20 protein-coding genes and 1 pseudogene are annotated in these 26,201 nt (G+C 63.9%); 9 read left to right on the plus strand and 12 right to left on the minus strand.

Annotated elements, in window-relative coordinates:
* The 4 genes and pseudogenes from B8115_RS23935 to B8115_RS12735 form a co-directional block, all read left to right on the plus strand.
* Positions 1-1,338, plus strand: a pseudogene (locus tag B8115_RS23935) (type VI secretion system Vgr family protein); the annotation flags it as partial.
* Positions 1,339-1,407: 69 nt separating this feature from the next.
* Entirely contained in the window at positions 1,408-5,097 is a 3,690-nt protein-coding gene (locus B8115_RS12725; protein ID WP_238539221.1) for an RHS repeat-associated core domain-containing protein, read from the plus strand.
* 9 nt (positions 5,098-5,106) lie between these two features.
* Positions 5,107-5,997 carry a tetratricopeptide repeat protein gene (locus B8115_RS12730; protein ID WP_010628190.1) on the plus strand — a complete coding sequence of 297 codons (891 nt, stop codon included), beginning with the start codon at positions 5,107-5,109 and terminating at the stop codon, positions 5,995-5,997.
* Between the two features lie 211 nt (positions 5,998-6,208).
* Positions 6,209-6,766, plus strand: a complete 558-nt coding sequence (locus B8115_RS12735; protein WP_026038099.1) for a hypothetical protein — start codon at positions 6,209-6,211, stop codon at positions 6,764-6,766.
* A gap of 78 nt (positions 6,767-6,844) precedes the next feature.
* Here the strand turns inward: B8115_RS12735 and B8115_RS12740 are convergent, their stop codons facing one another.
* From B8115_RS12740 to B8115_RS12765, 6 genes are all read right to left on the minus strand, one after another.
* Entirely contained in the window at positions 6,845-7,744 is a 900-nt protein-coding gene (locus B8115_RS12740; RefSeq protein WP_010628193.1) for a hydroxymethylglutaryl-CoA lyase, read from the minus strand.
* A gap of 190 nt (positions 7,745-7,934) precedes the next feature.
* Complete coding sequence (locus B8115_RS12745; protein ID WP_010628194.1) at positions 7,935-9,980, minus strand: acetyl/propionyl/methylcrotonyl-CoA carboxylase subunit alpha; 2,046 nt, start codon at positions 9,978-9,980, stop codon at positions 7,935-7,937.
* Positions 9,977-10,804, minus strand: a complete 828-nt coding sequence (locus B8115_RS12750; protein ID WP_010628195.1) for an enoyl-CoA hydratase/isomerase family protein — start codon at positions 10,802-10,804, stop codon at positions 9,977-9,979. Before B8115_RS12750 ends, B8115_RS12745 begins: the two co-directional genes overlap by 4 nt.
* A 7-nt stretch (positions 10,805-10,811) precedes the next feature.
* Positions 10,812-12,419, minus strand: coding sequence for a carboxyl transferase domain-containing protein (locus tag B8115_RS12755; protein ID WP_010628196.1), 1,608 nt, complete (start codon positions 12,417-12,419; stop codon positions 10,812-10,814).
* A 57-nt stretch (positions 12,420-12,476) separates the two neighbouring features.
* Complete coding sequence (locus B8115_RS12760; RefSeq protein WP_010628197.1) at positions 12,477-13,646, minus strand: isovaleryl-CoA dehydrogenase; 1,170 nt, start codon at positions 13,644-13,646, stop codon at positions 12,477-12,479.
* A 273-nt stretch (positions 13,647-13,919) separates the two neighbouring features.
* Entirely contained in the window at positions 13,920-14,861 is a 942-nt protein-coding gene (locus B8115_RS12765) for a sodium-dependent bicarbonate transport family permease (RefSeq protein WP_010628198.1), read from the minus strand.
* Positions 14,862-14,995: 134 nt separating this feature from the next.
* Here B8115_RS12765 and B8115_RS12770 point away from each other — a divergent pair, with 134 nt between their 5' ends.
* From B8115_RS12770 to B8115_RS12790, 5 genes are all read left to right on the plus strand, one after another.
* Positions 14,996-15,949, plus strand: coding sequence for a LysR family transcriptional regulator (locus B8115_RS12770; protein WP_010628199.1), 954 nt, complete (start codon positions 14,996-14,998; stop codon positions 15,947-15,949).
* 170 nt (positions 15,950-16,119) lie between these two features.
* Positions 16,120-17,088 carry a tripartite tricarboxylate transporter substrate binding protein gene (locus B8115_RS12775; RefSeq protein WP_234254643.1) on the plus strand — a complete coding sequence of 323 codons (969 nt, stop codon included), beginning with the start codon at positions 16,120-16,122 and terminating at the stop codon, positions 17,086-17,088.
* A gap of 58 nt (positions 17,089-17,146) precedes the next feature.
* Entirely contained in the window at positions 17,147-17,602 is a 456-nt protein-coding gene (locus B8115_RS12780) for a tripartite tricarboxylate transporter TctB family protein (RefSeq protein WP_010628201.1), read from the plus strand.
* A gap of 12 nt (positions 17,603-17,614) precedes the next feature.
* Positions 17,615-19,123: a tripartite tricarboxylate transporter permease gene (locus B8115_RS12785; protein WP_010628202.1), complete on the plus strand. Its 1,509-nt coding sequence runs from the start codon at positions 17,615-17,617 to the stop codon at positions 19,121-19,123.
* 3 nt (positions 19,124-19,126) lie between these two features.
* Positions 19,127-20,140, plus strand: coding sequence for an AbrB family transcriptional regulator (locus B8115_RS12790; protein WP_010628203.1), 1,014 nt, complete (start codon positions 19,127-19,129; stop codon positions 20,138-20,140).
* Here the strand turns inward: B8115_RS12790 and B8115_RS12795 are convergent.
* The 6 genes from B8115_RS12795 to B8115_RS12820 all read right to left on the minus strand — a co-directional run bounded on the left by B8115_RS12795 (position 20,137) and on the right by B8115_RS12820 (position 26,071).
* On the minus strand, positions 20,137-21,507 hold the full coding sequence (locus B8115_RS12795) for a sensor histidine kinase (RefSeq protein WP_010628204.1): 1,371 nt from the start codon (positions 21,505-21,507) through the stop codon (positions 20,137-20,139). The two genes, B8115_RS12790 and B8115_RS12795, sit on opposite strands and share 4 nt — an antisense overlap.
* A 1-nt stretch (position 21,508) precedes the next feature.
* Positions 21,509-22,177, minus strand: a complete 669-nt coding sequence (locus B8115_RS12800; protein WP_010628205.1) for a response regulator transcription factor — start codon at positions 22,175-22,177, stop codon at positions 21,509-21,511.
* A 67-nt stretch (positions 22,178-22,244) separates the two neighbouring features.
* Positions 22,245-23,756 carry a tripartite tricarboxylate transporter permease gene (locus B8115_RS12805; protein ID WP_010628206.1) on the minus strand — a complete coding sequence of 504 codons (1,512 nt, stop codon included), beginning with the start codon at positions 23,754-23,756 and terminating at the stop codon, positions 22,245-22,247.
* A gap of 13 nt (positions 23,757-23,769) precedes the next feature.
* Positions 23,770-24,264 (minus strand): tripartite tricarboxylate transporter TctB family protein, encoded by a 495-nt coding sequence (locus B8115_RS12810; protein ID WP_141638587.1) that lies wholly within the window; start codon positions 24,262-24,264, stop codon positions 23,770-23,772.
* A gap of 23 nt (positions 24,265-24,287) precedes the next feature.
* Positions 24,288-25,256, minus strand: coding sequence for a tripartite tricarboxylate transporter substrate binding protein (locus B8115_RS12815; protein WP_010628208.1), 969 nt, complete (start codon positions 25,254-25,256; stop codon positions 24,288-24,290).
* A gap of 56 nt (positions 25,257-25,312) precedes the next feature.
* On the minus strand, positions 25,313-26,071 hold the full coding sequence (locus B8115_RS12820) for a GntR family transcriptional regulator (RefSeq protein WP_010628209.1): 759 nt from the start codon (positions 26,069-26,071) through the stop codon (positions 25,313-25,315).
* Positions 26,072-26,201: the final 130 nt, after the last annotated feature.

Raw genomic sequence — 26,201 nt, forward strand, 5'->3', positions numbered from 1 at the left:
AAGCTGCAGCAGCATGCCCGGGTCGCGCCGGCCTCGGCCACGCTCAAGGACTACTCGTTCAAGAAGCCTGCTTACGGACAACTGCATGATCACGCCGCACGCGATCTAGAAGCTCACGGCCAGCGCAGCGACTACGAACACTACGACTACCCCGGGCGCTACAAGGCCGACGCCTCCGGCCAGGCCTTCACTCGCATTCGTCTCGAAGCGCTGCGCCGCGGCGCCAACACCGCCGACGCCGAGAGCGATCTGCCCGAACTCGCCCCGGGTACCCGCTTCACGCTCACCGACCATGACCTCGACAACCTCAACCGCGACTGGCAGGTGCTCGGCGTCATTCACCACGGCAAACAGCCCCAGGCTCTGGAAGAGGACGGCTTCGTTCAGGATCAGGCAGAAGGCGATGGCAGCGGCATGACCCGCTACCACAACGAACTGGTGCTCATGCCCGCCGACCAGGCCTGGCGCCCCGAGCCCAACCCCCGGCCCCGGGTCGATGGCCCCCAGATCGCCTTCGTCGTCGGCCCCGAAGGTGAAGAGATCTATTGCGACGAGCACGGCCGGGTCAAGGTGCAGTTCCCCTGGGATCGTTATGCCGAGCCGAATGAAACGGCGAGTGCTTGGATTCGTGTCAGCCAGGACTGGGCCGGTGGCGGCTACGGCAGCATGGCGATTCCGAGGATTGGCCATGAGATCCTCGTCAGCTACCTGGAGGGCGACCCCGATCAACCGCTGATCACCGGGCGGATCTACAACGCCGTCAGCACACCGCCCTACGAACTGCCGGCGCACAAGACCCGCACCGTCATCCGCACCCAGAGTCACCAAGGCGAAGGCTTCAACGAACTGCGCCTGGAGGACGAAGCCGGCCAGGAGCAGATCTGGCTCCACGCCCAGAAAGACCTGGAGCTGCTGACCCACAACGACCGCACCGAAGAGATCGGCAACGACAGCCACCTCACCGTGCACCGCAACCGCATCAGCGAGATCCACGCCGACGACCACCTCACTGTGCGTGGCCAGCGCCACCTCAAGGTCGACGGCGACGACCACCTCATCGTCGGTACCACGCGCCACGAAAAGACCGCCCGCGCCCAGCTCGTCGAAGCCGGCCAGGAGATCCACCACAAGGCCGGCAGCAAGACCGTGATCGACGCCGGCGCCGAGATCACCCTCAAGGCCGGCGGCAGCTTCCTCAAGCTCGACCCCAGCGGCATCACCATCGTCGGTGCCCAGGTCAAGATCAACTCCGGTGGCAGCCCCGGCTCGGGGAGCGGGCAGGGAGCGGCGGCGGCGCTGTTGCCGGGTGTTGCCACTCCGGAAGCCAGCGAAGACGTGACGCTCAAATCGGTCGGGGCCGGGCTGTTTTCTCAGCTAGGTAATCTGCTGGATCTCGGCAATCCCGCCATGCTCGAAGGCTTGGCCAACCGCTGCAGTGCCTGTGCGCCTGCCGTGGGCAGCCCGGTCAATCCGCTGTTGGGCGCCAAGCTGCTGCCCGCGGAAACCGACTTCGCCTTGCCGGCACCGCGGCCCTTCGTGTTCTCACGCGGCTACCTCTCCGCCAACGCTCGTATCGGCGTGCTGGGGCAGGGGTGGTCGGTGCCTGGTGATGGCCTCTCGCTCACTCTGCGCGACGATGCCTGCGTGATCCACGATGCCCAGGGCCGCGACATTACCTTCAGCGCTCTGGCGCCGGGTCAGTCGCGCTACTCCCCCACCGAGCAGCTTTGGCTGCGGCGTGGCGGCGAGCCGACTGCGCTGGAAGCGGGTAAGGATGGCGAAAGCGCCCGCTGGGCGGCTCTGCCCGAAGCCCTGCGCCACGACCCGCAGACCATCGTGCTGAGCGATGGTGACCTCTACTACGTCTTCGCACCGACGCAGGAAGCATCTCCAACCTGGCGCCTTGCCCAGGAACTGGACCGCAACGGCTACGCCACCACCTATCGTTGGGAAGCCGAGCTGCTTGTCCAGGTCGAGGACAGCGCCGGGCGCCACTTCCACTTCGACTACGAAGCGCTGCTGCCGTCGAGCGAGCAGGACAGCGGCCAGCGCCTCAGTGGCGTACGCCTGGTACGTGAGGCCGATGGCAGCACTCAGGATGACTGGCTGGTGCGCTATACCTACAGCCCCGAAGGCGATCTGGTCAGCGTGCAGCTGCGTCATGGCGAGGTCGTGCGCGAATTCGAGTGGCAGGACCACATGCTCACGGCTCACCGCGTGCCCGGCGGTATCGAAGCTCACTACACCTGGGATCGCCATGTCCCGGAAGGCCGGGTCATCGCCCAGGAGGAGAGCGGTGGGCTGACGCGCACCTACGCCTACCATCCGGATCACACCCTGGTGACCGACAGCCTCGGCCGCGAGGAGCGCTACCACTTCAGCGGATCTGGCCCCGGCCAGCGCTGGACGGCTCACACCCGTGCCGATGGCTCGGTTATTCAATACCGCTACGATCACGCCGGGCAGCGTATTGCCACCATTGATCCGCTCGGCAGAGAGACCGCGCTCGAACGCGATGAAAGCGGGCAGGTCATCGCTCAGATAGGCCCCGACGGCAGCCGCTGGGCCATTACCCGCGACGCGCAAGGGCAGCCCATCGCCGTGGCCGGCCCGGAAAACCATCGTTGGCAGTTCGAGCGCGATGTCCGCGGCAACCTCATTCGTGTCACTGGCCCCGAGGGCACCACCACCTTCGCCTTCGAGAGCGAAGCGCTGCCCGATCGTCCCACCGCCGTCACCGATGCCGGCGGTAGCACCCGCCGACTCGAATGGAACGCCCTTGGTCAGCTCATCGCCGAGACCGACTGCTCCGCCCAGACCACCCGCTACGACTACGATAGCCGTGGCTACCTGCTGGCTGTGACCAACGCTCTGGGTGAAACCTCCCGCACCACCCACGACGAGATGGGCCGGCGCATCGCCACCCAACTGCCTGACGGCAGCCGCTGGCAGCATCACCACGACCTGCAGGGCAGGCTCGTCGAGCAAGAGGGGCCGCAAGGCTACCGGCAGCAGTTCCACTACGACGCCCACGGTCGCCCCGTACTGCGAATCGACGCCGACGGCGGCCGCGAGCATTACGCCTACGACGAAGCTGGCCGACTCAGTGAACTGACCCTGGCCAACGGCGCCGGCTACCGCTTCGAGTACGACGAGATGGATCGCCTCGTCAGCGAGACCGGTCCGGACGGCCGCGAGCAGCGCTACGGCTACGACGCTGCAGGCCAACTGAGTACTCGTACCGAAGCCCACCGGCTCGGCCTCGATGGGCAGCCGCTCGCCGTTCATTACGAGTTCGATGCCAACGGACGCCTGATCGCTCGCCACCTGCCCGCAACAGATTCGGCCCCTGCCAGCACCGAGCGCTATCAGTGGCGCGCCGACGGCCAGCTTGCTGGTGTCGTCAATCCTGAGAGCGAGGTCTCCTTCGCTTACGACGCCTCCGGTCGTCCCATCGGGGAGCGGCAGCGCCATCATACCGATGGCGACGTAGCCGCCTGGCAATGGCAGCACCAGCAACGCCTGACCGCCACCGGTGCGCCTCAGGCCAGCCGCTACGGCGATCTGCCCGAACTCGCCTGGCACACCTACGGCAGCGGCCACCTGCACGGCCTCAGCTCTCCCGGGCTGGGCCTCGAGCTCGCCCTTGAGCCCGATGCCCTGCACCGTGAAACCCAGCGCCGCCTGAGCAGCGCCGATCAGCCCCAACCGCTGATTCTCGAGCGTGGCTACACGGCACTTGGTCAACTCGACCATCTGAACCTGCGCGGCCCCGGCAGCGCCAAAGGCGAGCAGCACTACCGCTACGACGCCCTCGGCCGGCTCAGCTTCCGCAGCCAGGGCAGTGCCAACCCGGTCATCGCCTATAGCTACGACGCGGCAGGCCGCCTGATCGCCAGTCAGCACGGCGACCGTGCCCACCGCTACCCGGTGGATGCCGCCGGCAACCGCCTCGAAGGCCAAGCCAGCGCTCAGCCCGACAACTGCCTGACCCAACTCGACGGTGCCCGCTATCGTCACGACGGCGCCGGCAACCTGATCGAGCGCGAGACTTCCAATGGCGAGCGGCTCAGCCTTGGCTACGATGGCGCCAACCGCCTGGTACGGTTGACCCGCACCAGCGCCCAGGGAGCGACCGAAGAAGCCCGCTACCGCTACGACGCCCTGGGGCGGCGTATCAGCAAGACCGTCCATCACGCCAACGGCACCACCGCCACCACCCACTACGGCTGGGATGGCGACCGGCTGGTGCACGAAGCGAAAGAGCGTCACCAAACCACTGTGGTCTATGAGCCCGGCAGCTTCGTGCCCATGCTCCGAATCGACCAGCCCGGTGATGGCGCAGCCAAGCAGATCAGTGCCTACGTCACCGATGCCCTGGGCACACCCATGCAGCTCGTCACGCCCCGGGGCGACACCCTATGGCAAGCCCAGCCTGACGACTGGGCCGCGGTCGCCAACGAACAGGGCCGCACCGCCCAGCCCATCCGCTTCCAGGGCCAGTGGTACGATGAAGAGAGTGGGCTGTACTACAACCGCCACCGCTACTACGACCCGCAGCAGGGCCGATACATCAGCCAGGACCCGATTGGTCTGAACGGCGGCACCAACCTGTATGGTTACGTCAGCAACCCGACCGGGATGGTGGATCCGTTGGGGTTGGAGGGTATTGTTGATAGACGGGTAAGGCCAGACTCCAGAACTCTAATGGGTATGAGAGGGCTAGACCCTAGAAATAACAATCAGATTATTGAATCCTGCATGAGTGACTTGAAAGATTGGCTGGATATGGCTGACTACTCAGGGGCGGTTGATGCGAGGAAGACAGTATTTGCAGCTTTACGGAAGCAGCCTGGTGCTGGTGTTTTTGCTTCTTTTAGTAAGCAGGCGCTCATGCAAGGCGCCTGCTCAAGCATGAATAATAATGGGAATCTTATCGATGAGTTGAGTGGGGAGGTTATCGATGATTTTTCTGTTTGGCCGGGCCCAGTTCCGCAAGAGATACTAGACCTTCGCCAGATGAATATACCCAATGACCCTGGTGCTAAAGCCAGAAGAATTCTTGAACAAGGTGCTTATGGAATGTTTTTCCGATAGGAGTGCGTCGTGAAAACCAAATATTTGGTTTCGTTGATTTTTTTTCTCATTGGATTCTGTGACATTCTTCCGTTGGCACACTCTGAAACTTTGGAAGAAGGAAAAGCCGCATATGAAGCAGAGGAATTTTCTACTGCGCACCATATTTTTCTCACCCTCGCTGAGGAAGAGAACAGCGAGGCTCAGAGCTTGCTGGGGGGAATGTATTTAAGGGGCCAGGGAGTAACACAAGACTTTTTACAGGCAGCAGAGTGGTATAGGCGCTCTGCTGAGCTTGGAAATCCAATTGCTCAGAATAATTTGGCATGGATGTACGAGGTAGGTAGAGGAGTAGAGCAAGATTACCAAGAGGCTATGAAATGGTATCGGCTTTCTGCTGAAGAGGGAATGGCTGGGGCACAGCAAAATTTAGGGCTGATGTTTTTTTACGGTAGAGGGAGTAGTGTTAATTATTCAGAGGCGGCGAAATGGTTTCGTTTGTCAGCAGGGCAAGGGCTAGCTAAGTCGCAAGAATATCTTGGTAATATGTACTATTACGGAGCAGGAGTTTCGGCTGACTATGAAGAATCCGCTCGATGGTTTAGGTTGGCCGCAGAACAGGGGGAAGTAACTTCCCAATATCAGCTGGGTGTGCTGCATATGAATGGAGAGGGGGTGCCACAAGATGATGTCATTGCTGCAGAATGGTTTTACAAAGCTGCTGAGCAAGGTGATGATCATGCCCAGTACAACTTGGGGGCAATGTATGAGAATGGCTGGGGAGTGAGCCAGAATTACGAGGAGGCAGTCAAGTGGTACGCTATGGCTGCTCAGCAAGGTTTAAAAGAGGCTCAGGAAGTCTTGCTTGAACTTGCAGAGAGTGGTGTTGAGGCGGCTGTAGTTATTGTTAATGCTAAATGAAAGAAAGTTCTGATAATGGATGCTGGGAGCGTTGCCAAATTTAATTATTGTAGGCGCATGTAGCTTGGCTAGGGCCTCATGCAGCTCGTCACACGCAGTGGCAAACCCAGCCCGACGACTGGGCCGTGGTCTCCAATGAACAGGGCTGCACTGACCAGCCGATTCGCTTCCAAGGCCAGTGGTGCGGTTTAGGCATGCATGTGGTGAGGTGATGAAAATTTCACAGTTTGCTACCCACTACTATTTACGCGAAACTGGCCCGTTTCGAAGCCTCTCAGAGCTATCGGCCGGCTCCGAAGATCCTGTTTTCCTGAATCTTCTGACTCGTCATGAACGCGATCCCGGCTATCGTCGTCGCTATGGCAGGAACTACATTGCAGTACGGCGCGAGGTTGAAGCTCGGCTGCGTGAGTTGTTCATTGCGCGAGGGGGAAAGCCGCGTCGACGCCATCCCTTTTATCTGGTGCTGGGTGAGTCGCCGTGGTTTCGCGATCTGAACGCTGACCACAGTGAGCTGAGAATTCCTCTCTCACAGCTTGACCCAGAAGTGACGTCTTTAACCTTCCCGGATAGCTTTGTTGCGCTAACCCGAAACGACAAGCCGTACTATAACCAAGTGTTTCTTCTCAGCGAGATCGACGAGCTCATTGCTCGATTCGGAGCCCCTGAAAATGATCAGTTGGTCCCTTATGAGCGATATTGGGAAACTGAATTTGAGCTCTATATCGAAGTGCAGCTTTGGGATGTACCACCCATGATTGACGTCTAACTGTACAGTGCAGTATTCACCTGACAAAGCCCCTGAGCCAACCACTTGGCTCAGGGGCTTTTCGTTTCCGCTGGCTGCCTACTTCGCTGCCAGCGCCACGCCTACCTTCGAGCGGTTCGGCCGGCCGATGGTTTGGGTGATCCAGGTGCCGGTTTCGGCAAGCTTGTTGAGGTCGATGCCGGTTTCGATACCTAGGCCGTTGAGCAGGTAGACGACGTCTTCACTGGCAACGTTGCCGGAAGCGCCCTTGGCGTAGGGGCAGCCACCGAGGCCGGCAACGGAGCTGTCCACTACGCTGATGCCTTCTTCCAGCACGGCGTAGAGGTTGGCCAGCGCTTGGCCGTAAGTGTCGTGGAAGTGGGCGGCTAGCTTTTCCATGGGGATGTCGCGGCTCACGGCTTCGATCATGCGCTTGGCGGCGAGCGGGGTGCCGACGCCGATGGTGTCGCCGAGCGAGACTTCGTAGCAGCCCATATCGAACAGCGCCTTGCTCACCTCGGCTACCTTGGCCGGGGCGATCTCGCCTTCGTAGGGGCAGCCGAGCACGCAGGAGACGTAGCCGCGTACGCGCACGTTGGCCTCTCTGGCTCGCTCCAGCACGGGGGCGAAGCGCTCCAGCGATTCGGCGACGGAGCAGTTGATGTTCTTCTGCGAGAAGGCTTCACTGGCCGCGCCGAATACCGCCACTTCTTCCACGCCGCACTCCAGCGCCGCTTCCAGCCCCTTGAGGTTGGGGGTGAGGGCGGCGTAGGTCACGCCTTGGCGGCGCTTGAGGCCGGTCATCACTTCACGATGGTCGGCCATCTGCGGCACCCACTTGGGCGAGACGAAGCTGGCCGCTTCGATGTAGCCGATGCCGGCAGCGCCCAGGCGGTCGATCAGTTCCAGCTTGGTGGCCGTGTCGATCGGATTGGGCTCGTTCTGCAGCCCGTCGCGAGGGCCGACCTCGACCAGGCGCACGCGCTTGGGAAATGCCATTCGATTTTCTCCTATCCTGTTCACGGCACGCAATCAGTGGCTTCGTCCGCGGCTACCCCGGGTGCTGTCTCTCGCGAAGATCGCTATGAACCCATCCCTGGGCGCTCCATTTTTCATCCCTGAAAAATGAGCTTCGCTCACGACAGCTCCCGGCGCCGCTTAGCTTGGCGCTTCCGATATCTTTCTTAGCTTACTCGACCGGGGCGAATTCCAGCAGCACGTCGCCTTGGCCCACCGTATCGCCGGCGTTGAAGTGGAAGCTCTCCACGTGGCCGTCGGCGGGGGCGGTCATGGTGTGTTCCATCTTCATGGCTTCCATGACCATCAGCGGCATGCCTTTCTCCACCTTCTGACCGGCTTCCACCAGCAGCGCGACCACGGTGCCGTGCATCGGCGCGGTGAGGGTCGATTCGGCTTCGTGGTGGCCGTGGTCGATGGCGTCGATGCGGCGCCAGAACAGGCGGGTTTCGCCGCGCGGGTCGACCATCACCACGACATTGCCGTCGCGCCGTGCCTGCAGGCGGCGTCGGTGGCCATTGAGGGTGACGGCCACGGCGTCGCCTTCCAGGTGCTGCAGGCGAGCGGTAAGGGTCTCGCCGCCGATGGTCAGGTCCCACGGATCGGCGCCGCTGGCCCGGGTGCCTTCCACCACGACCACGCCTTCGGCGTCATGCACCTGAGCGATGGACGGGTCGCACAGCGAGATACGGATGGTATGCGGGGCGTTGAGACGGAAGCCGTCGTGGCGGTCCCACGGCGAGTCGCTCTCGCACTCGCGGGCCAGCTGGTTGAGGCCGATCAATGCGGCACCGGCGTACTCTTCGATGCTGTACTGCTTGGGCGCGAAGAGAGTGGCTTCGTTCTTCTCGATGAAGCGGGTATCCAGCTCCACGTTGCGAAACGCCGGGTGGGTGGCCAGGCGCTGCAGGAAGGCGCGGTTGGTCACTACGCCCTGTACGTCGAGCGCCGCCAGTGCGCGGTTGAGGGTGGATAGGGCCTGGTCGCGGTCGTCGCCGTGGACGATCAGCTTGGCGAGCATGGGGTCGTAGTGCATGGAGACCACGTCGCCGGTTTCCACGCCGCTGTCCAGGCGTACCTGGCGCGGATCGAGGCCGGCGCCCTTGAGGTCCATGGCGAAGCGCTCGAGCTTGCCGGTGGCGGGCAGGAAGTCCTGCTCCGGGTCTTCGGCGTAGAGGCGCGCCTCGAAGCTGTGGCCGGTGATGGTCAGCTCTTCCTGCTTGAGCGGAAGAGCTTCGCCCATGGCCACGCGCAACTGCCACTCGACCAGGTCCTGGCCGGTGATCATCTCGGTGACGGGGTGCTCCACCTGCAGGCGTGTGTTCATCTCCATGAAGTAGAAGGAGCCGTCCGCATCCAGAAGGAACTCGACGGTGCCGGCGCCCACATAGCCGATCTCCTTGGCGGCGCGCACGGCGGCTTCGCCCATCTCACGGCGCAGTTCGGCGGTCATGCCGGGGGCGGGGGCTTCTTCGAGTACCTTCTGGTGGCGGCGCTGCACGGAGCAGTCGCGCTCGAACAGGTAGACGCCGTTGCCGTGGCTGTCGCAGAACACCTGGACCTCGACGTGACGCGGCTGGGTCAGGTACTTCTCGATCAGCATGCGGGTGTCGCCGAAGGCAGCCTGGGACTCACGCCGGCAGCCGTCCAGCGCGGCCTGGAACTGCTCGGGGGCTTCCACTACGCGCATGCCCTTGCCGCCACCGCCGGCGCTGGCCTTGAGCAGCACCGGATAGCCGATCTTGTCGGCCTCGGACTTGAGCAGGGCGTCGTCCTGGTCGTCGCCGTGGTAGCCAGGTACCAGCGGTACGCCGGCGTTGGCCATGCGCGCCTTGGCGGCGGACTTGTCACCCATGGCAGCAATCGCCGAGGCGGGCGGGCCGACGAAGGTGATGCCGGCGGCGTCCAGCGCTTGAACGAAGGCGCCATTCTCGGAGAGGAAGCCGTAGCCGGGGTGAATGGCGCCGGCGCCGGTGCGCTTGGCGGCTTCGACTACTGCTTCCACCTTGAGGTAGCTCTCGCGGGCGGCGGCCGGGCCCAGGCGCACGGCCTCGTCGGCCTCGCGCACGTGTCGGGCGTTGGCGTCGGCGTCGGAGTACACGGCCACGGTGCGCAGGCCCATGGCGCGGGCGGTGCGCATCACGCGACAGGCAATCTCGCCGCGGTTGGCCACCAGCAAGGTGTCGAAGGGCGTGGTGCGGGAATCGTTCTGACTCATGAGCGGCGCTCCGAGGAGTTCGTGTTGTCGTCGGCCCAAGCGGGGCGGCGCTTCTCGAAGAAGCTGGTCAGGCCTTCCTGACCTTCGGCGCTCACGCGCAGCTCACTGATCACGCGGCAGGTGTGCTCGCGGGTGGCCTTGCTGTCGGAGTCGCGGGCTACTTCGGCCAGCAGCGCCTTGGTGGCACGCTGGGCCTGGGGCGAGGCGGCCAGCAGGGTGGCGATCATTTCTTCGACAGCCTCGTCGATGTGGTCGTGGCCGACGATCTGGTGGGCCAGGCCCAGTTCCAGCGCCTGGTCGGCATCGATCACCTCGGCGGTGAGGGCGTAGCGGCGCATCTGGCGAGAGCCCAGGGCGCGCTGCACGTAGGGGCTGATCACCGCCGGGGAGAGGCCGATCTTGACCTCGGAGAGGCAGAATTTGGCCTTCTCGCTGGCGATCACCACGTCGCAGCAGGCGGCCAGGCCCACGGCACCGCCGAAGGCGGCACCCTGCACGCGACATACGGTGGGGCAAGGGAGGGTGTCCAGCCCGTGCATCAGCTGCGAGAGCTTGCGCGAATCGGCCAGGTTGCCCTCGAAGTCGTACTCCACCATGCGCTTCATCCAGCCGAGATCGGCTCCGGCGGAGAAGCTCTTGCCCTCGGAGCCCAGCACCACCACGCGCACCTCGCCGTGGCGGGCGGCATCGTGGAGCTTGGCGAGGTGCTCGTTGAGCTCGGCGATCAGGCTGTCGTCGAAGGCGTTGTGCACTTCGGGGCGATTCAGCGTCAGCCGGGCGACGCCGCGCTCGTCGATCTGCAGTTCGGTATAAGTCTGTGTCATAACGGCCTCACATCCGGAATACGCCGAACTTGGTTTCCTGGACTTCCGCGTTCATCGCCGCGGCGAGCGAGAGTCCCAGCACGTCGCGGGTCTGGGCCGGGTCGATCACGCCGTCGTCCCACAGACGCGCGCTGGCGTAGTAGGGGTGGCCCTGGTGCTCGTACTGCTCGCGAGTGGGCTGCTTGAAGGCCTCTTCCTCCTCGGCGCTCCACTCTCGGCCTTCGCGCTCGTACTGCTCGCGCTTGACCTGGGCGAGCACGCCGGCGGCCTGCTCGCCGCCCATCACCGAGATGCGCGCATTGGGCCACATGAACAGCAGGTTGGGGTCGTAGGCACGGCCGCACATGCCGTAGTTGCCGGCGCCGAAGCTGCCGCCGATCAGCACGGTGAACTTGGGCACCTTGGCGCAGGCCACGGCGGTGACGAGCTTGGCGCCGTGCTTGGCGATGCCTTCGTGTTCGTACTTGGAGCCGACCATGAAGCCTGTGATGTTCTGCAGGAACACCAGCGGAATCTTGCGCTGGGCGCACAGTTCGATGAAGTGGGCGCCTTTCACCGCGGATTCGGAGAACAGCACGCCGTTGTTGGCGACGATGCCTACCGGGTAACCGTGGATATGGGCGAAGCCGGTCACTAGGGTGTCGCCGTAGTAGCGCTTGAACTCGTCGAAGTCGCTGCCATCGACGATGCGGCCGATCACTTCGCGCACGTCAAACGGCTTCTTGAGATCGGTACCGACGATGCCATAGATCTCGCTGGGATCGAGCTTGGGCGGCTTGGGCTCCTGCATCTTGAGCTGGCCGCGCTTCTGCCAGTTGAGCCGCGACACGCAGGCACGGGCGAGCTGCAGGGCATGGGCGTCGTTCTCGGCGTAGTGGTCGGCCACGCCGCTCTTCTTGGCGTGCACGTCGGCACCGCCCAGGTCCTCGGCGCTGATGGTCTCGCCGGTGGCGGCCTTCACCAGCGGCGGACCGCCCAGAAAGATGGTGCCCTGCTGCTTGACGATGATCGACTCGTCGGCCATGGCCGGCACGTAGGCGCCGCCGGCGGTGCAGGAACCCATCACCACGGCGATCTGCGGGATGCCTTCGGCGGAGAGGGTGGCCTGGTTGTAGAAGATGCGCCCGAAGTGCTCGCGGTCGGGGAACACTTCGTCCTGACGGGGCAGGAAGGCGCCGCCGGAGTCGACCAGGTAGATGCACGGCAGGCGGTGCTTGCGGGCGATCTCCTGGGCGCGGATGTGCTTCTTCACCGTGAGCGGGTAGTAGGTGCCGCCCTTGACGGTGGCGTCGTTGGCGACGATCACGCACTCCACGCCACTCACGCGACCGATACCGGTGACCACGCCGGCGGCGGGCACGTCGCTCTCGTAGACCTCATGGGCGGCCAGCGCCGAGAACTCGAGGAACGGCGAGCCTTCGTCGATCAGGTGGTCGATGCGGTCGCGCACGAACAGCTTGCCGCGGCTCTCGTGGCGGGTGCGGGCCTTCTCGCCGCCGCCCTGGCTGATCGCCGCGGTCAGCTCACGCAGCTTCATGACCTCGTGGCGCATGGCCTTGTCGTTGGCCTGGAAGCCGTCGCTGCGCGGATTGACTTGGGTGTTCAGGATGGCCATCTATCGGCTCCCTTGCTCAATGTGTGTTCACGAAGGTGCGAGCTAGCGCAGCCATTTTCATTTTGATTCGTTGAACAACTCACGGCCGATCAGCATACGACGGATCTCGCTGGTCCCGGCGCCGATCTCGTAGAGCTTGGCGTCGCGCAGCAGGCGTCCGGTGGGGTACTCGTTGATGTAGCCGTTGCCGCCGAGCAGTTGGATGGCGTCCAGCGCCACCTGGGTGGCCTTCTCGGCGCAGTAGAGGATCACGCCCGCGGCGTCCTTACGGGAAGTCTGGCCGCGGTCGCAGGCGGCCGCCACCGCGTAGAGGTAGGCGCGACAGGCGTTCAGCGTGGTGTACATGTCGGCGATCTTGCCCTGCACCAGCTGGAACTCACCGATGGACTGGTCGAACTGCTTGCGCTCGTGGATGTAGGGCACGACGACGTCCATGGCCGCCTGCATGATGCCGATGGGGCCGGCGGCGAGCACGGTGCGCTCGTAGTCGAGGCCGCTCATCAGCACGCGCACGCCTTTGCCTTCCTCGCCCAGGATATTCTCGGCCGGCACTTCGCAGTCCTGGAACACCAGCTCGCAGGTATTGGAACCGCGCATGCCCAGCTTGTCGAGCTTCTGGGCGGTGGAGAAGCCGGGCATGCCTTTCTCGATGATGAAGGCGGTGATGCCCTTGGAGCCAGCGTCCGGGTCGGTCTTGGCGTAGACCACCAGCACGTCGGCGTCGGGGCCGTTGGTGATCCACATCTTGTTGCCGTTGAGGATGTACTTGTCACCCTCCTGGCGCGCGCGCAGCTTCATCGAGACTACATCGGAACCGGCGCCCGGCTCGGACATGGCCAGCGCGCCGATGTGCTCGCCGCTGATCAGCTTGGGCAGGTACTTGGCCTTCTGCTCGGCGTTGGCGTTGATCTTGAGCTGGTTCACGCACAGGTTGGAGTGGGCGCCGTAGGAGAGACCCACCGAGGCGCTGGCCCGGGAGATCTCTTCCATGGCGATGCAGTGCGCCAGGTAGCCCATGCCGGTGCCCCCATCCTCTTCCGGCACGGTGATGCCGAGCAGGCCCATGTCGCCGAACTTCTGCCACAGGTCGTTGGGGAACTCGTTCTTCTCGTCGATCTCGGCGGCGCGCGGGGCGATCTCGTCGCGGGCGAAGGCGTTCACCTGATCGCGCAGCATGTTGAGCTCGTCGTCGAGGCCGAAGTCGAGGGGCTTGTAGGCGGTCAGCATGGCGGAACTCCCTGATGGTTGTGTCGTAGCTGGTGTTTCTGTCGCTAGCGCAGCTGTGTGTCAGGTGCGAAGCTGTCGGGTTGTGCGAACCGCGCAGGCGCAGTTCGCATGGCTATTCACGAATGTTACTAGACTAGGCGAGGTTTACGTTAACGTAAAGTGCAGCTTTGGGACGTTCTACGAATGTCGAAGAGGCGAGGATATGGAAGAAGAAGGTAGGGAGAAAAGCGAACGCCACCGGGGCTGCCGGTGGCGTAGAGGCTGGGGGGTAACTCAGTTACTCAACCACATGGCCAACTGATAGTAGATGGGAATACCCACGATCACGTTGAGCGGGAAGGTGAAGCCGAGCGCCGCGAGCATGGCCAGGCCGATGTTGGCCTGGGGTATCGCCGTTCGCATGGCCGCCGGAGCGGCAATGTACGAGGCACTGGCGGCTAGCGCCGTGAGAATCATCAGCGAGCCCATGGGCAGGCCCAGCATCAGACCGACAGCCAGGCCGGCCATGGCTAGAACGAACGGGGCCACCAGGGCGAAGGTGAGCAGACGCCAGTGGTACCAGGGAACGGGGCGCAGGGTTTCCGCCGCGGTGAGGCCCATCTGCAGCAGGAACAGGGCGAGCACGGCATGGAAGGCGCCCATGAACAGTTCGGTCACGGCCGCACCTTCCCGCGGGCCGTACATGGCGCCGATCACCGCGCCGCCTGCCAGCAGGATCACGCCGCGGTTGGTCAGGGTCTCGTGCCAGATGCCTTGGAACGCCTCGCTTGCTTCCTTGCCGGCATGGCGGCGGTAAAGCGCGATGGCCACCATGATCGCCGGCAGCTCCATCATCACCAAGTAGAGGGTGACCTCTGCACCGATAGGCAGGGCGCGGCTTTCGGCAAAGGCCAGCGCCACGGCGAAGGTGCCGGCGCTCACCGAGCCGTAGTGGGCGGCGATACTGGCGCTGTCGGCGGGAGAGAGGCGTGCGAAGCGCCGCAAGATGGGCATCAGCGCCAGCGGAATCAGGGCGCCGAGGGCGGCGACCGAAAGCAGTTCGGGGATCAGCGACCAGCGCAGGTTGCCGTACAGTGCCATGCCGCCTTTGAGACCGATAGTCAGCATCAGCAGCAGGCTCAGCGTGTCGTAGGCGGCCTTGGGGATGTTCAGGTCCGACTTGACCACCCCGGCGAGCAGGCCGAGCAGGAAGAACATGACGACGATGTCAGGCATATCTCTCTCTTCTTCTGTAACCGCGAATGGCAGAGTAGTCGCGGATTGTGCGCAGCGCCTGATATTGATTCCAATAGAATCTTGGTGAGATTACTATAGGTAATTATCTATAGGACGCGCTGCGGGGCCGCGCCATGAACGTTCGTCACCTTACCTTCCGCCTGCTTCAGGTCTATGTCGTGGTGGTGCGAAGCGGCTCGGTTAGCGAGGCGGCGCGTCAGCTCCACCTGACCCAACCTACCGTTTCCCAGCAGCTCAAGCGCTTGAGCGAAGCGGTGGGGGAGCCGCTGCTGCATATGCGCCGCGGGCGCCTGTTGCCCACCGAGGCAGGGCGGGAGCTCTACCGCGCCAGTCGTGAGGTGCTCGGCCGCTTCGACGATTATCAGGACTACCTCGAGGCGCTGCGAGGCGGGGAGCGGGGCCGCTTCAGCATCGCGCTGGTCAACACCGCCCAGTACGTGCTGCCACGTTTGCTCGGCCCCTATAGCCAGGCCTTCCCCGATGTCGACGTTACCCTGCACATCGGCAACCGCCGTCAGGTGCTCACGCGCTTCGAGCGCCAGGACGACGATCTCTACGTGTTCAGCCATCCGCCTTCCCTGGTGCATGCCCTGGCCGGTCGCTTTCTGCGTAATCCGCTGGTGGTGGTGGCGCCTCAGGGCCATCCCCTGGCAAAGCGGGAGGCAATCGCCATGAACGAGCTGCTGGGAGAGCGCTTCCTGTTGCGCGAACCGGGCTCGGCCACGCGCATGATGTTTGAGAGCTGGCTGCAGGAGCACGGCCTGTCGCTGGGGCCGACTTTGCAGATGGCCAGTAACGAGGCAATTCGCGTGGGGGTGGCCGCCGGCATGGGTTTGGCCGTGCTCTCCGAGCACGTGCTGCCGCCGGAGCATCCGGATATCGCGATCCTGCCGGTCACCGATTTCCCCATCGAGAGCCACTGGCAGTTCATCGTACGCCGCGACCGCCGTCTGCCCCACGCTGCGCAGGGCTTTCTGCGCTTTGCCTCGGGACATCTCGGCGAGTGCGTGCAGCCGCGTTTCCTGGCCAATGAGCTGGCAAGGCTGCTGGCGGATCTCGAACAATAGTGTTGGTGAAAAGGAGATTAGACATTGGTCGAGTATGCTTGCCATGCAAGGTTGGTGACAGGTTGGCCCTCTAGAGTTGGCGATGCCGGGGCGAGGCTCCGCAAGAAACCAACAATGAGGATGTACACGCCATGTTTGAAGGAACTTCACAGACCGGTCGGAAGGTGCTCATGACCGGCACTCTGGCAGCCGTGCTGGCTTCACTGACGATGACGGCCCCCGTCGCGGCGGACGATTACCCGGATCGCCCCCTCGATATGGTGGTGGGCTTCGGTACCGGCGGCAGCGCCGACCGTATGGCGCGCGCCATGTCCAACTTCCTGGCCGAGGAACTCGAGACGCCCGTGCGCGTGACCAACCGCCCGGGAGCGGGCACTCAGGTTTCCGCCAACTACATTCTGTCGCGGCCGGACGACGGCTACACCCTCTACGCTTCCACCTTTGCGCCGTACCTGACCAACACCATCCTGACCGGTGGGGCGTCCTACGCCATCGACGACTTCTCCTTCGTCAACTTCCAGTGGTTCGATCTCGACCTGATCGCCGCCAACAAGGACAGCGGCTTCGAGGATCTGCCCTCGCTGCTGGAGGAAATCCGCGACAACCCCGGCCAGGTGCGCGGCTCGGTGGTGCAGGGCTCAGCGGGCCATCTGATGGTTCGGCTGCTGCTCGATGAAGCGGGCATTCCCCAGGACAACCTCAACCTGGTGACCTACAACAGCGGCGGTGAGGCGCGTTCCGCGGTGGCCGGCGGCCAGGTGCATTTCACCTCCATCAGTGCCGAGGGTAGCGAGGGCATCCGTGAGTTCCTCACGCCGCTGGCCGTCGTCAACGACGAGCGTATCGACCAGTGGGACGCTCCGCCTATCAACGAGGCGCTCGAGCCGATGGGCCTCGAAGTGCCGGTGCTGCAGGGCTCGATGCGCGGCTTCGCCGTCAGCAGCGAAATGGAGCGCCAGTATCCCGAGCGCTTCGAGGCGCTCTCCGAGGCGATCCAGAACACCCTGGCGCGGAAGGATGTCCAGGATCATCTCTCCGCCAACGACATCGGCGGCGTCTGGGTCGGCCCCGAGCGCGCCAACGAGCTGATGCAGACCAACTACGAAGTCTTCGAGAAGTACGCTCACCTGCTGAAGTGATCCCTGCCGCATGACGCGGCCCCGGCCAACCATGGTCGGGGCCGCCTGGAGTCGTCTCATGACCACCCATAAACGCGACTATGGGGACCTGTTGGTCCTCATGGCTCTGGCCGGCTTTACCCTGTGGTACCTGATGGATGCCATTCGGGTCTCGTCGGCCATACAGAATCTGTTGCTGATCCTGCCCTTGTCTCTCGTAGTGCTGGCCATCGTGCTGCTGGAGGTCGGCATTCGCCTGAAGCAGGGCACCCTGCTCACCCGCCCGGATGACGGTGGGGAGCCATTGCACCGCACGCTGCCGGTGGTGGGGCTCTTCGCCGCCTATGTCATCTCGCTGGAAACCCTGGGTTTCGATGTGGCCACGGTGCTGTTCGTTGCCCTGTTCCTGCTGCTCAAGGGTGAGCGCAACTGGTTGCTGCTGGGCGGCTACAGCCTGGCCTTCGGCTTCGGCACGGCGTTCTTCTTCGCCGAGATGCTGCCTTATCCCATGCACATGCTGGTCCTGCCGGACTGAGGGAGCGACACCATGATCGATTTTGCCGCCGTCGAGCAGGCGCTTGCGCTGCTCTTCACCAATTTCAGCCCTTGGATGGTGGTCGTTCCTGGCATCATCATCGGCTTGATCTTCGGGGCCACGCCGGGCCTGCAGATCTCCATGGCCATGGCGATCTTCCTGCCCATGACGCTGTATATGGATTTCGTGCAGGCCATGCTCTTCCTCACGGCCATCTTCACCGGTGGCTCCTTCGGCAGTGGCATTCCGGCCATTCTGATGAACATCCCCGGGACCTCCTCGGCCATTGCCACCGCCTTCGACGGCTATCCCATGGCGCGCCAGGGCAAGCACAACCAGGCGCTGGGCGTGGCGCTGGCCTCGTCGGTCATCGGCGTGCTGATGGGCTACCTGATCCTGTTCCTGATGATCCAGCCCCTTTCCTTCATGGTGCTGAAGCTGGGGCCGGCGGAGATGTTCGCCGTCATCCTGTGGGGCATGACGCTGATCGCCACCCTGCGGGGCGAGCATATGCTGAAGGGGTTGATGGCCGGTTTCGTCGGCATGCTGGTGGGCACCATCGGCTTCAACGAGCTGGGCATGGCCAGGGGTACCATGGGGCAGACCTTCCTGCTCGATGGGGTGCCGGTCATCCCCGCGATGATGGGCATGTTCGCGGCCTCGGAGCTGTTCAAGCTCGCCAACAAGGGCTATATCGTCGAGTCGGAAGCCTCGCGCAAGGTCAAGATCTCGGAAATCTTCCAGGGCTTCAAGATGGCCGTGACGTACCCCTGGGTATTGATCCGGGGTGGCTTCATCGGCGTGTTCGTCGGCGCCGTGCCGGGGGTGGGGTCGTCGGTGTCCAACCTGCTCTCCTACGTGGAGACCCAGCGCCGCGACAAGGACCCGAGTTCGTTCGGCAAGGGCAACCCCAAGGGCGTGGTGGCGTCCGAGTCGGCCAACAGCACCTCCGAGGCGGGGTCCATGGCGACTCTGCTGGCGCTGGGCATTCCCGGCGGGGGCGCCACGGCGGTGATGCTGGCAGCCTTCGCCATGCACAACATCACCGGCGGGCCGCAGTTCATCCGCCAGCAGACGGATGTGGTCTACGCCATCATCTTCGCCAACTTCGCTCAGGTGTTCCTGCTGATGGTGATTGGCCTGATGTTCATCCCGCTGCTGGCCAACATCGTCAAGGTGCCGATGCGCTACCTGATTCCCTCGGTGCTGGTGCTGGCGGTGATGGGCTCCTTCGGTCTGACCGGCAACATGACCGGGCCCGCCACGGTACTGATCTTCGCGGTGGTCGGCTGGCTGCTGCGCCATTACGGCTATTCGGTGCCTGCCGCCGTGATCGGCATGCTGCTGGGGGCCATGGCCGAGAAGTCGCTGCTGCACTCCTACCAGATCAGCGGCGGCAACCTGGCCTACGTGCTGGAGCGCCCGGTGACACTGATCATTCTAGCCTTGCTGCTCATCTCGCTGTTCGGTCAGCACCTGGTGAACTGGTTCCGGCGGCGCCGCCAGCCGCTCGGCGCCTGAGCGATGGTGCTGCGTACCGTTTCGACATTGTCGATCGGGGCTCTGGGTGGCGCTATCGCCACCCTGGTCTCGTTGCCCATGGCCTGGATGCTGGGGCCGCTGTTCGCGGTGCTGATCGCTTCATTGGCCGGCGTAAGGGCGGGGATCGACAAGCGGCTGCATCGCGGTTCCATCGCCATGCTGGGGCTGTTCATCGGTAACCGCATCGAGCTGGGCGAGCTGTCGCACCTGCTGGAGTGGTATCCCAGCGTGCTGGCCATGCTGGTGTACATGGGCTTGATGCTGGCCGGGGGCGCCTGGTTGTTCTCCACCAGCGGAATGAGCCGGCTGAGCGCGGTGTTCTGCTCCTTCCCGGGCAGCATGAATGCCACGGTGATCCTGGCCGAGCGGCTGGGCGTGGACATCCGCTGGATTGCCATCACCCACGCCATGCGCCTGGTCATCGTGGTGGCGTCGGCGGCCTTCATGGCCAGCTACCTGGCCGGTGGCATTGCACTGGGCGAGGGCAACGGCGTGAGTTGGGCGGGCGTCTCGCTGCTGTTGCTGGCACCCGCTTCCTGGTGGCTCGGCCGGCTGCTGCGCTTTCCGTTGCCGGAGTTCCTGGGGCCCATGGCCGTGGGGGTGGTGCTGGCGACGTTGGGACATGGGGTGGCGCTACCCGATGTGCTGCTGGTGGCGACCTTTCTGGTGCTGGGCAGCTCGGTGGGGGCGCGTTTCGCCGGCACGCCTTGGCAGCGGGTCGTCCAGGTCGGGCGCTATGGTCTGCTGTTCGGGCTCTATGCCGTGCTGATGGCGGTGGCCACCGCCTGGCTGCTGGCGAGCTTCACGGCGCACTCCTTCACGGCGGCGCTGCTGGCGCTGTTGCCGGGTGGTGTCGGGGAGATGGCGGTGATCGCGGTGGCGCTGGACGTCGACCCGCTCTACGTGGTGTCGCACCACGTGCTGCGCCTACTGCTGCTGATTCTGGCCACACCGGCGATCATTTCGCTAAGCCGGCGGCTAGCGAACAAGGCCTAGGCTGAGGGAAAGGTCACCGTCACCGTTAACCCTTGCCCCGCTGGGCTGTCGAGTTCCAGCGTGGCGCCGTGGGCGCGGGCGATCTCGTCGACGATGGCGAGACCAAGCCCACTGCCTGGCGTTTCGGGGCTGGCACGGTAGAAGCGCTCGGTCAGTCTGGCCAGCTGCTCCGGACTCACGCCGACCCCATCGTCGCTGACTCGCAGCTGCACCGTTTCCTCGCTGCGGGAAACCCGTACATAGATGGTGCCGCGATAAGGCTGGGCGCCGCCGGCATGCTGGCTGGCGTTCTCGACCAGGTTCTGGATCAGCCAGCGCAGCATTACGCTGTCCGCCATGACCAGGCAGTCGCTCTCCCGTTCGCAGAACTCGAGCTCCTGACCGCGCTGGTAGATCCGTGAAATCGACTCGGCGCATGCTACCCGGCTCAGTTCGGCGAGGTCGGCAATGGCCATGGCGGAAGTGTCCACCAGTTCGTGGCGCGCCTTGGCCAGGGTGAGCAGCTGCTGAACCGTGTAGCCGGCGCTCTCGGCGATACGCCCGATCTCCTCCAGGCTGCTCCTGGCTCGTGGGTCGATGGACTGGCGGGTGGTGAGCTCCGCCAGGGCGCGAATCTCCGAAATGGGCGTGCGCAACTGGTGAGATACATCGGCATTGAACTGCTGGGTGTTGTGAATGCTCTGGCGCATTCGCATCATCAGGCCATTGATACTGGCGACGAGCGTCGAGACTTCCCTCGGCACTTCGGCTTCGATCGGCTCGAGGTCGTTCTGCGAACGGCGACGCAGCGAGCGGCTGATCGAGCGCAGCGGGGCCAGGCCGCGATGAATGGCCAGCAGGGCGATGGTCACGGCCAGCAGGCCGCCGATGGCGATCAGTACCGAGAGCGTGAGCAGAAACTCGTTGATCATGTTCTGCCTGGCTTCGGTCGATTCGGCCACGATCACTTCGATCTGGCCGCTGTGGGTGGAGCGCACCACGGGGAAGGTGGTGGCCACGGCACGCAGCGTATTGCCGGCATAGCGGGTGTCGTAGAACAGCGGCTCGTCGAGGTCGCCGGGCGGGTCTTCCAGACCGTCGAAGCCCGCCAACATGCGGCCCTCGGCATCGCGTATCCGATAGAAGATCTTGCCGTCGCCGCGGCTGCCCAGGGTGCTGATGCTGAAGTAATGCATGTTGATGCGCAGCTCGCCGTCCACCGAATAGAGGCGTCGCTCCAGGCGCTCCGCGGCATTGAGCAGCATGTCGTCGAAGGTCTCGGTGATCTGGTGGGAGAGCACGTAATAGCTGGTAGCGAGGGTCAGCAGGCCGACCAGGGTGAAGGGCAGGCCGATCCACAGCAGCAGGCGGGAGCGAATGGAAGTCATGTCAGCTGGACTTGGTATCGAGCAGGTAGCCGAGGCCGCGTACGGTACGCAGCTGGATGCCGTCGCCCAGCTTCTTGCGCAGGCGCGAGATGTAGGTCTCGATGGCACTGGGGGAGACGGCATCGTCCAGGTCCGATAGCCGGTCGATCAACTGCGCCTTGCTCACCAGGCGCCCCTGGTTGATCAGCAGGTACTCGAGCACCTCACGTTCACGCCGGTGTAGCGTGACCGGCTGGCCAGCGACCAGCACGGCCGGGCTACCGGAAGGCAGCTCGATGTCGCCGCACTGCAGGCTGTTCTCGCCGAACTGCTTCGCCCGGCGCACCAGCGCTTTTGCCCTTGCTACCACCTCCACCAGCGAGAAGGGCTTGGCCAGGTAGTCGTCGGCACCCTCCTCCAGGCCGAGCACGCGCTGGTCGAGGGCGTCCCGCGCCGAGATGATCAGCACGGGCGTATTGTCGTGCCGGCTGCGCAGGCGGCGCAGCAGATGGATGCCGTCCAGCTCGGGCAGCCCCAGGTCCAGCAGGATCAAGTCGAAGGAGAGCGTCTGCAGCAGATGCTCGGCGCTGCGACCGTCGCCGCAGGTCTCCACCTGAAAGCCCGCCTCGCCGAGGAAAGTGGCGATGGAGGTGGCCAGGTTCGGGTTGTCTTCGATGACCAGAGCTTTCACGTGGCATCCCGTGTTTGGTTTTCAGGAACGTGCTCTCAAGGACGTGAATGGTAACGGATCCCCAGGCTCAGCGCTGTTGCGAGTGGGCGGCGCTACGTGCCCGCTGGCGCAGGGTTTTCCACAGTTGGGAAAGCAGGACGGCGACCAGCAGCGCCACGATACCCAGCGAGATGGGACGGGTGAACAGCACCGTCCAGTCGTTCTGGGCGATCAGCATGGTCAAGCGGAAGTTCTGCTCCGCCATCGGGCCCAATAGTACCCCCAGCACCACCGGTGCCAGCGGGAAGCCGAGCCGGTTGAGCAGGTAACCGAGCAGGCCGAAGCCCAGCATCACATAGAGATCCATGACGTTGCCGTTGACGGTGTAAACCCCCACCGCCATCAGTACCAACGTGGTCGGAACCAGCAGGGCAGAGGGCATGCGCAGCACCTGGGCGAACAGGCGTGTGGCGACCATGCCGCCGAGCAGCAGCAACAGCATGGCGGTGAGCAGCATCTGCCACATGAAGCCGAACACCACGTCGGGAGCGCGGGTGAACAGCTGAGGGCCGGGCTGAAGACCATGGATCATCAGCGCGCCCAGCACCAGCGCCGCGATCAGGTTGCCGGGTATGCCAAGCGTCAGCGAGGGAATCATGGCCGCGGCATTGTCGGCGCTGTTGCCGGACTCTGCTGCGGCGATACCGACCGGATTGCCGGTACCGAAGGACTCGGGATCGGGAGACTTGCGCTTGGCCTCGTTGTAGCTGAGCAGCGCGGCCAGATTGCCGCCGGCGCCGGGCAGAATACCCACGGCGACGCCGATCAGCGACGAGCGGCTCCAGGTACGCCAGTGGCGGCGCAGCAAGCCGAGCGCGCCGCCACCGGGCGAGACGCGGAAGCTTTCGGCATTGAAGTAGGATTCGTTGCGCTTCTCGGCCATCTCCAGCACCGGGGGTACGGCGTAGAGCCCGATCAGCACGACGAGAAGTTCGAAGCCGCCCACCAGGTAGAGCGTATCGAAGGTGAAACGCTCTGCGCCACTGATGGTGTCGACGCCCACCAGACCGATGATGACGCCGAGCAGGGCGCAGAGCATGCCCTTGCTGGCATCCTTGCCCACCAGCAAGGCAATGCTGACGAGGCCGAATACGGCCACCCAGAAGTACTCCGCAGGACCGAATGCCAGCGTCACCTTGGCCAGCATGGGCGCCAGGGTCATCAGGGCCAGCGCGCTGACGATACCGCCGATGGCGGAGGACCAGCAGGCCGTCTTCAGGGCCAGGCCGCCCTCGCCCTTGCGCGTCATCGGGTAGCCGTCGAAGGTGGTGGCGATGGCGGCGGGCGTGCCCGGGATGTTGAGCAGAATGGCCGGAATGGAGCCGCCGTACATGGAGCCGTTGTAGATGCCGGCCACCAGCCCCAGGGCAATGATAGGGTCGAAGCCATAGGTCAGCGGCAGCATCAGGGCGATGGCCATGACCGGATTCAGGCCCGGCAGCGCACCGATCAGAATGCCGATCAGCGTGCCGACGAACAGGCTGATCAGCGATTCGAACTGCAGGGCTACCGGGAGCGCGTTCAGGAGAGATTCGAACATGAGGTAGAGCCCTCTAGGTGGCGAAGAAGAACTCGACGGGCAAGGGACGCTTGAGCACCACCGCGAACAGGGCATACAGCAGCGTGATGAAGCCCAGGGTGATGCCTGCTACCACGGCGGGCCGCCGCTCACCCAGCAGTACCGCCAGCAAACTGATGAACAGAGCGCTGGTGGTATAGAAGCCGACGATGGGCATGGCCGCGTAATACACCAGGCAGCAACCCAGCGTGGTGGCGAAGCGCGCCGGGTGGTCGACCAGGGCCGGGATGGCATGGGCCTGGGTTCGATGGGCCTGGGTGTGACTGGCCTTGGTGGAATCGGTCATCGCTCGCGCGGCCAGAATGCTCTTCACGCCACGCCAGATCAGAGGCAGGGAGAACGCCCCCATCAGGGCGCCAGCCCCGATGGGAACGTAAGCGGCATCGGCAAAGAAGTCCTTCCCCATCCAGACGGTGCTGGCGCCGATGATGAGGAAGGCGATGCCAGAGAAGAGGTCTCTGTAGTTCATGGTCTTATCGATGCCTTTGCGCGTCACTGTTGCTTGAGGCCGAGGTTTTCCAGGGTCTCGCCGATGGCCTGGGTTTCCAGCCGCAGGCGTTCACGCAGTTCTTCGCCACGCACCAGGTTGAGGGTTTCGCCCTGGGCGGCGAGGAACGCCTGGAACTCCGGATGCTCCACGGCACGGGCCACGGCGTCGGCGACCGCTTCCGCACGTTCTTCCGCCATGCCTTCGGGGCCCAGCATCATGCGCCACAGCACGGTCTCGAGTTCGGGATGACCCAGGGCAGCGAGACCGGATGCCTGGGGCAGGGCTTCGTTGTCGTCGGCGGAGGTCACCAGCAGACACTTGGCCTGGCCTTCCTCTACATAGGGCAGTACGGGCGTGATGGAGCCGCCATAGATGTCCACGTGGCCACCGAGGAAGTTCTGCAGGGTCTCGCCGGCACCGCCGAAGGGAATCGGGCGAGCGGTGATGTCGAAGGCTTCGAAAATCCGCTCCGCCGCCAGACGCATGGTGCCGCCGACGCCATCGTTGCCATAGGTGTACCTACCGGGGTTGGCTTGCAGCTCGGCAAGGAACTCCTCGCCGCTCTCGGCCGGAAAGTCGGGAGCCACGCAGAGGGTGTAGGCGCTCTGTGAGGTGCTGGTGATGGGCGTCAGCGTCTCGTAGGAGTACTGCACGCGCTGCATGTGCGGCACCGTGGTGATGGGGCTGTTCCAGGTGGAGAGCAGGGTATAGCCATCAGAGCGCGCTCGGGAGAACTGGTTGACGCCGATGGCGCCGCCACCGCCTGCCACGTTGAGTACGGCTACGGGCTGGCCCAGTTCCGCCTCGAGATACTGGTTGAGCATGCGAGCGACGTTGTCGGTACCACCACCGGCCGGGGCCGGCACGATCAGCTCGATGGGGCGGTTGGGGTAATCGCTGGCCATGGCCGGGGCGAGGGCAAGAGCGAGGGCTGATACGGTGGCGGTGGTGAGGAGCAGCGTGAGTTTCATTGTTGGTACCTGTTGTTGGAATCGTAAGGACATGGGGGTGAGTTTCGAGACTCGCTTCAGGGGTGTTGCTCGCCGAGGTTGACGCGATAGCGGAAACGTTCGGGGCGACCATGCACGCGGCGATATTCGATGATGCGACCTACGGGGTTACGCGCGATGCGCTCGATGACGGCAACCGGCGAATTGGCAGGTAGCTCCAGATATCTGGCGCTTGCCTTGGTGGCGGTGCCGAACGAAAGCTCATCCGTCGCCGACGTGATGAGAATCCCGAACTCCTGCAGGAAGACGGGGTAGAGCAGGGGTCCCATGTCCTTGGGGTTGAGCGTCTGCAGACCTTCGAAATCGGGCAGGCGCAGATAGATCTCCTCGAACAGCATCGGTTCGCCGGACCACAGGCGAACGCGCTCGAGCTTGATGCAGTGCGTTGTATCCGGCTCGCCGAAGGCCAACCGGACCTCGGCCGGCATCTTGACCACCTCACGACTGAGAATGCGGCTTTCGGGTATGACGGAGCCGTCGGGGTCATCGGCATCGTGAACGTGGAAGAAGCGGAACAGGTCGGCGCGAAACGCCGGCTGCTTGACGAAGGTGCCGGTGCCACGGCGACGCTCAAGCAAGCCTTCGTCCACGAGCTGCTTGAGTGCCATGCGCATGGTGGCTAGCGCCACGCCGTACTCCTCGGCCAGGCGATTCTCGGACGGGATCGTGTCGCCTGGCGACCATTCGCCATTGGCGATCCGCGAAGCCAACTGGTCGCGAAGCCTGGCGTATAGAGGGAGGCGTCCATCGGTCTTGGGCATGTGCAGTGCACACATGGGTGCATTCTCCTGGCGATTCCGCTGTCTTGTTGCTGTCACTAAAGACCAGTGTATACTTCTAGTCAACCAGTTCTCTAGAGAACTAGACTTAAGTATAAACTCAAGAGTCGGGACGCAAAGAGAAAGC

Origin of the sequence: Halomonas sp. KM-1 (assembly GCF_000246875.1) — a bacterium.
Taxonomy (GTDB): Bacteria; Pseudomonadota; Gammaproteobacteria; order Pseudomonadales; family Halomonadaceae; genus Halomonas; species Halomonas aerodenitrificans.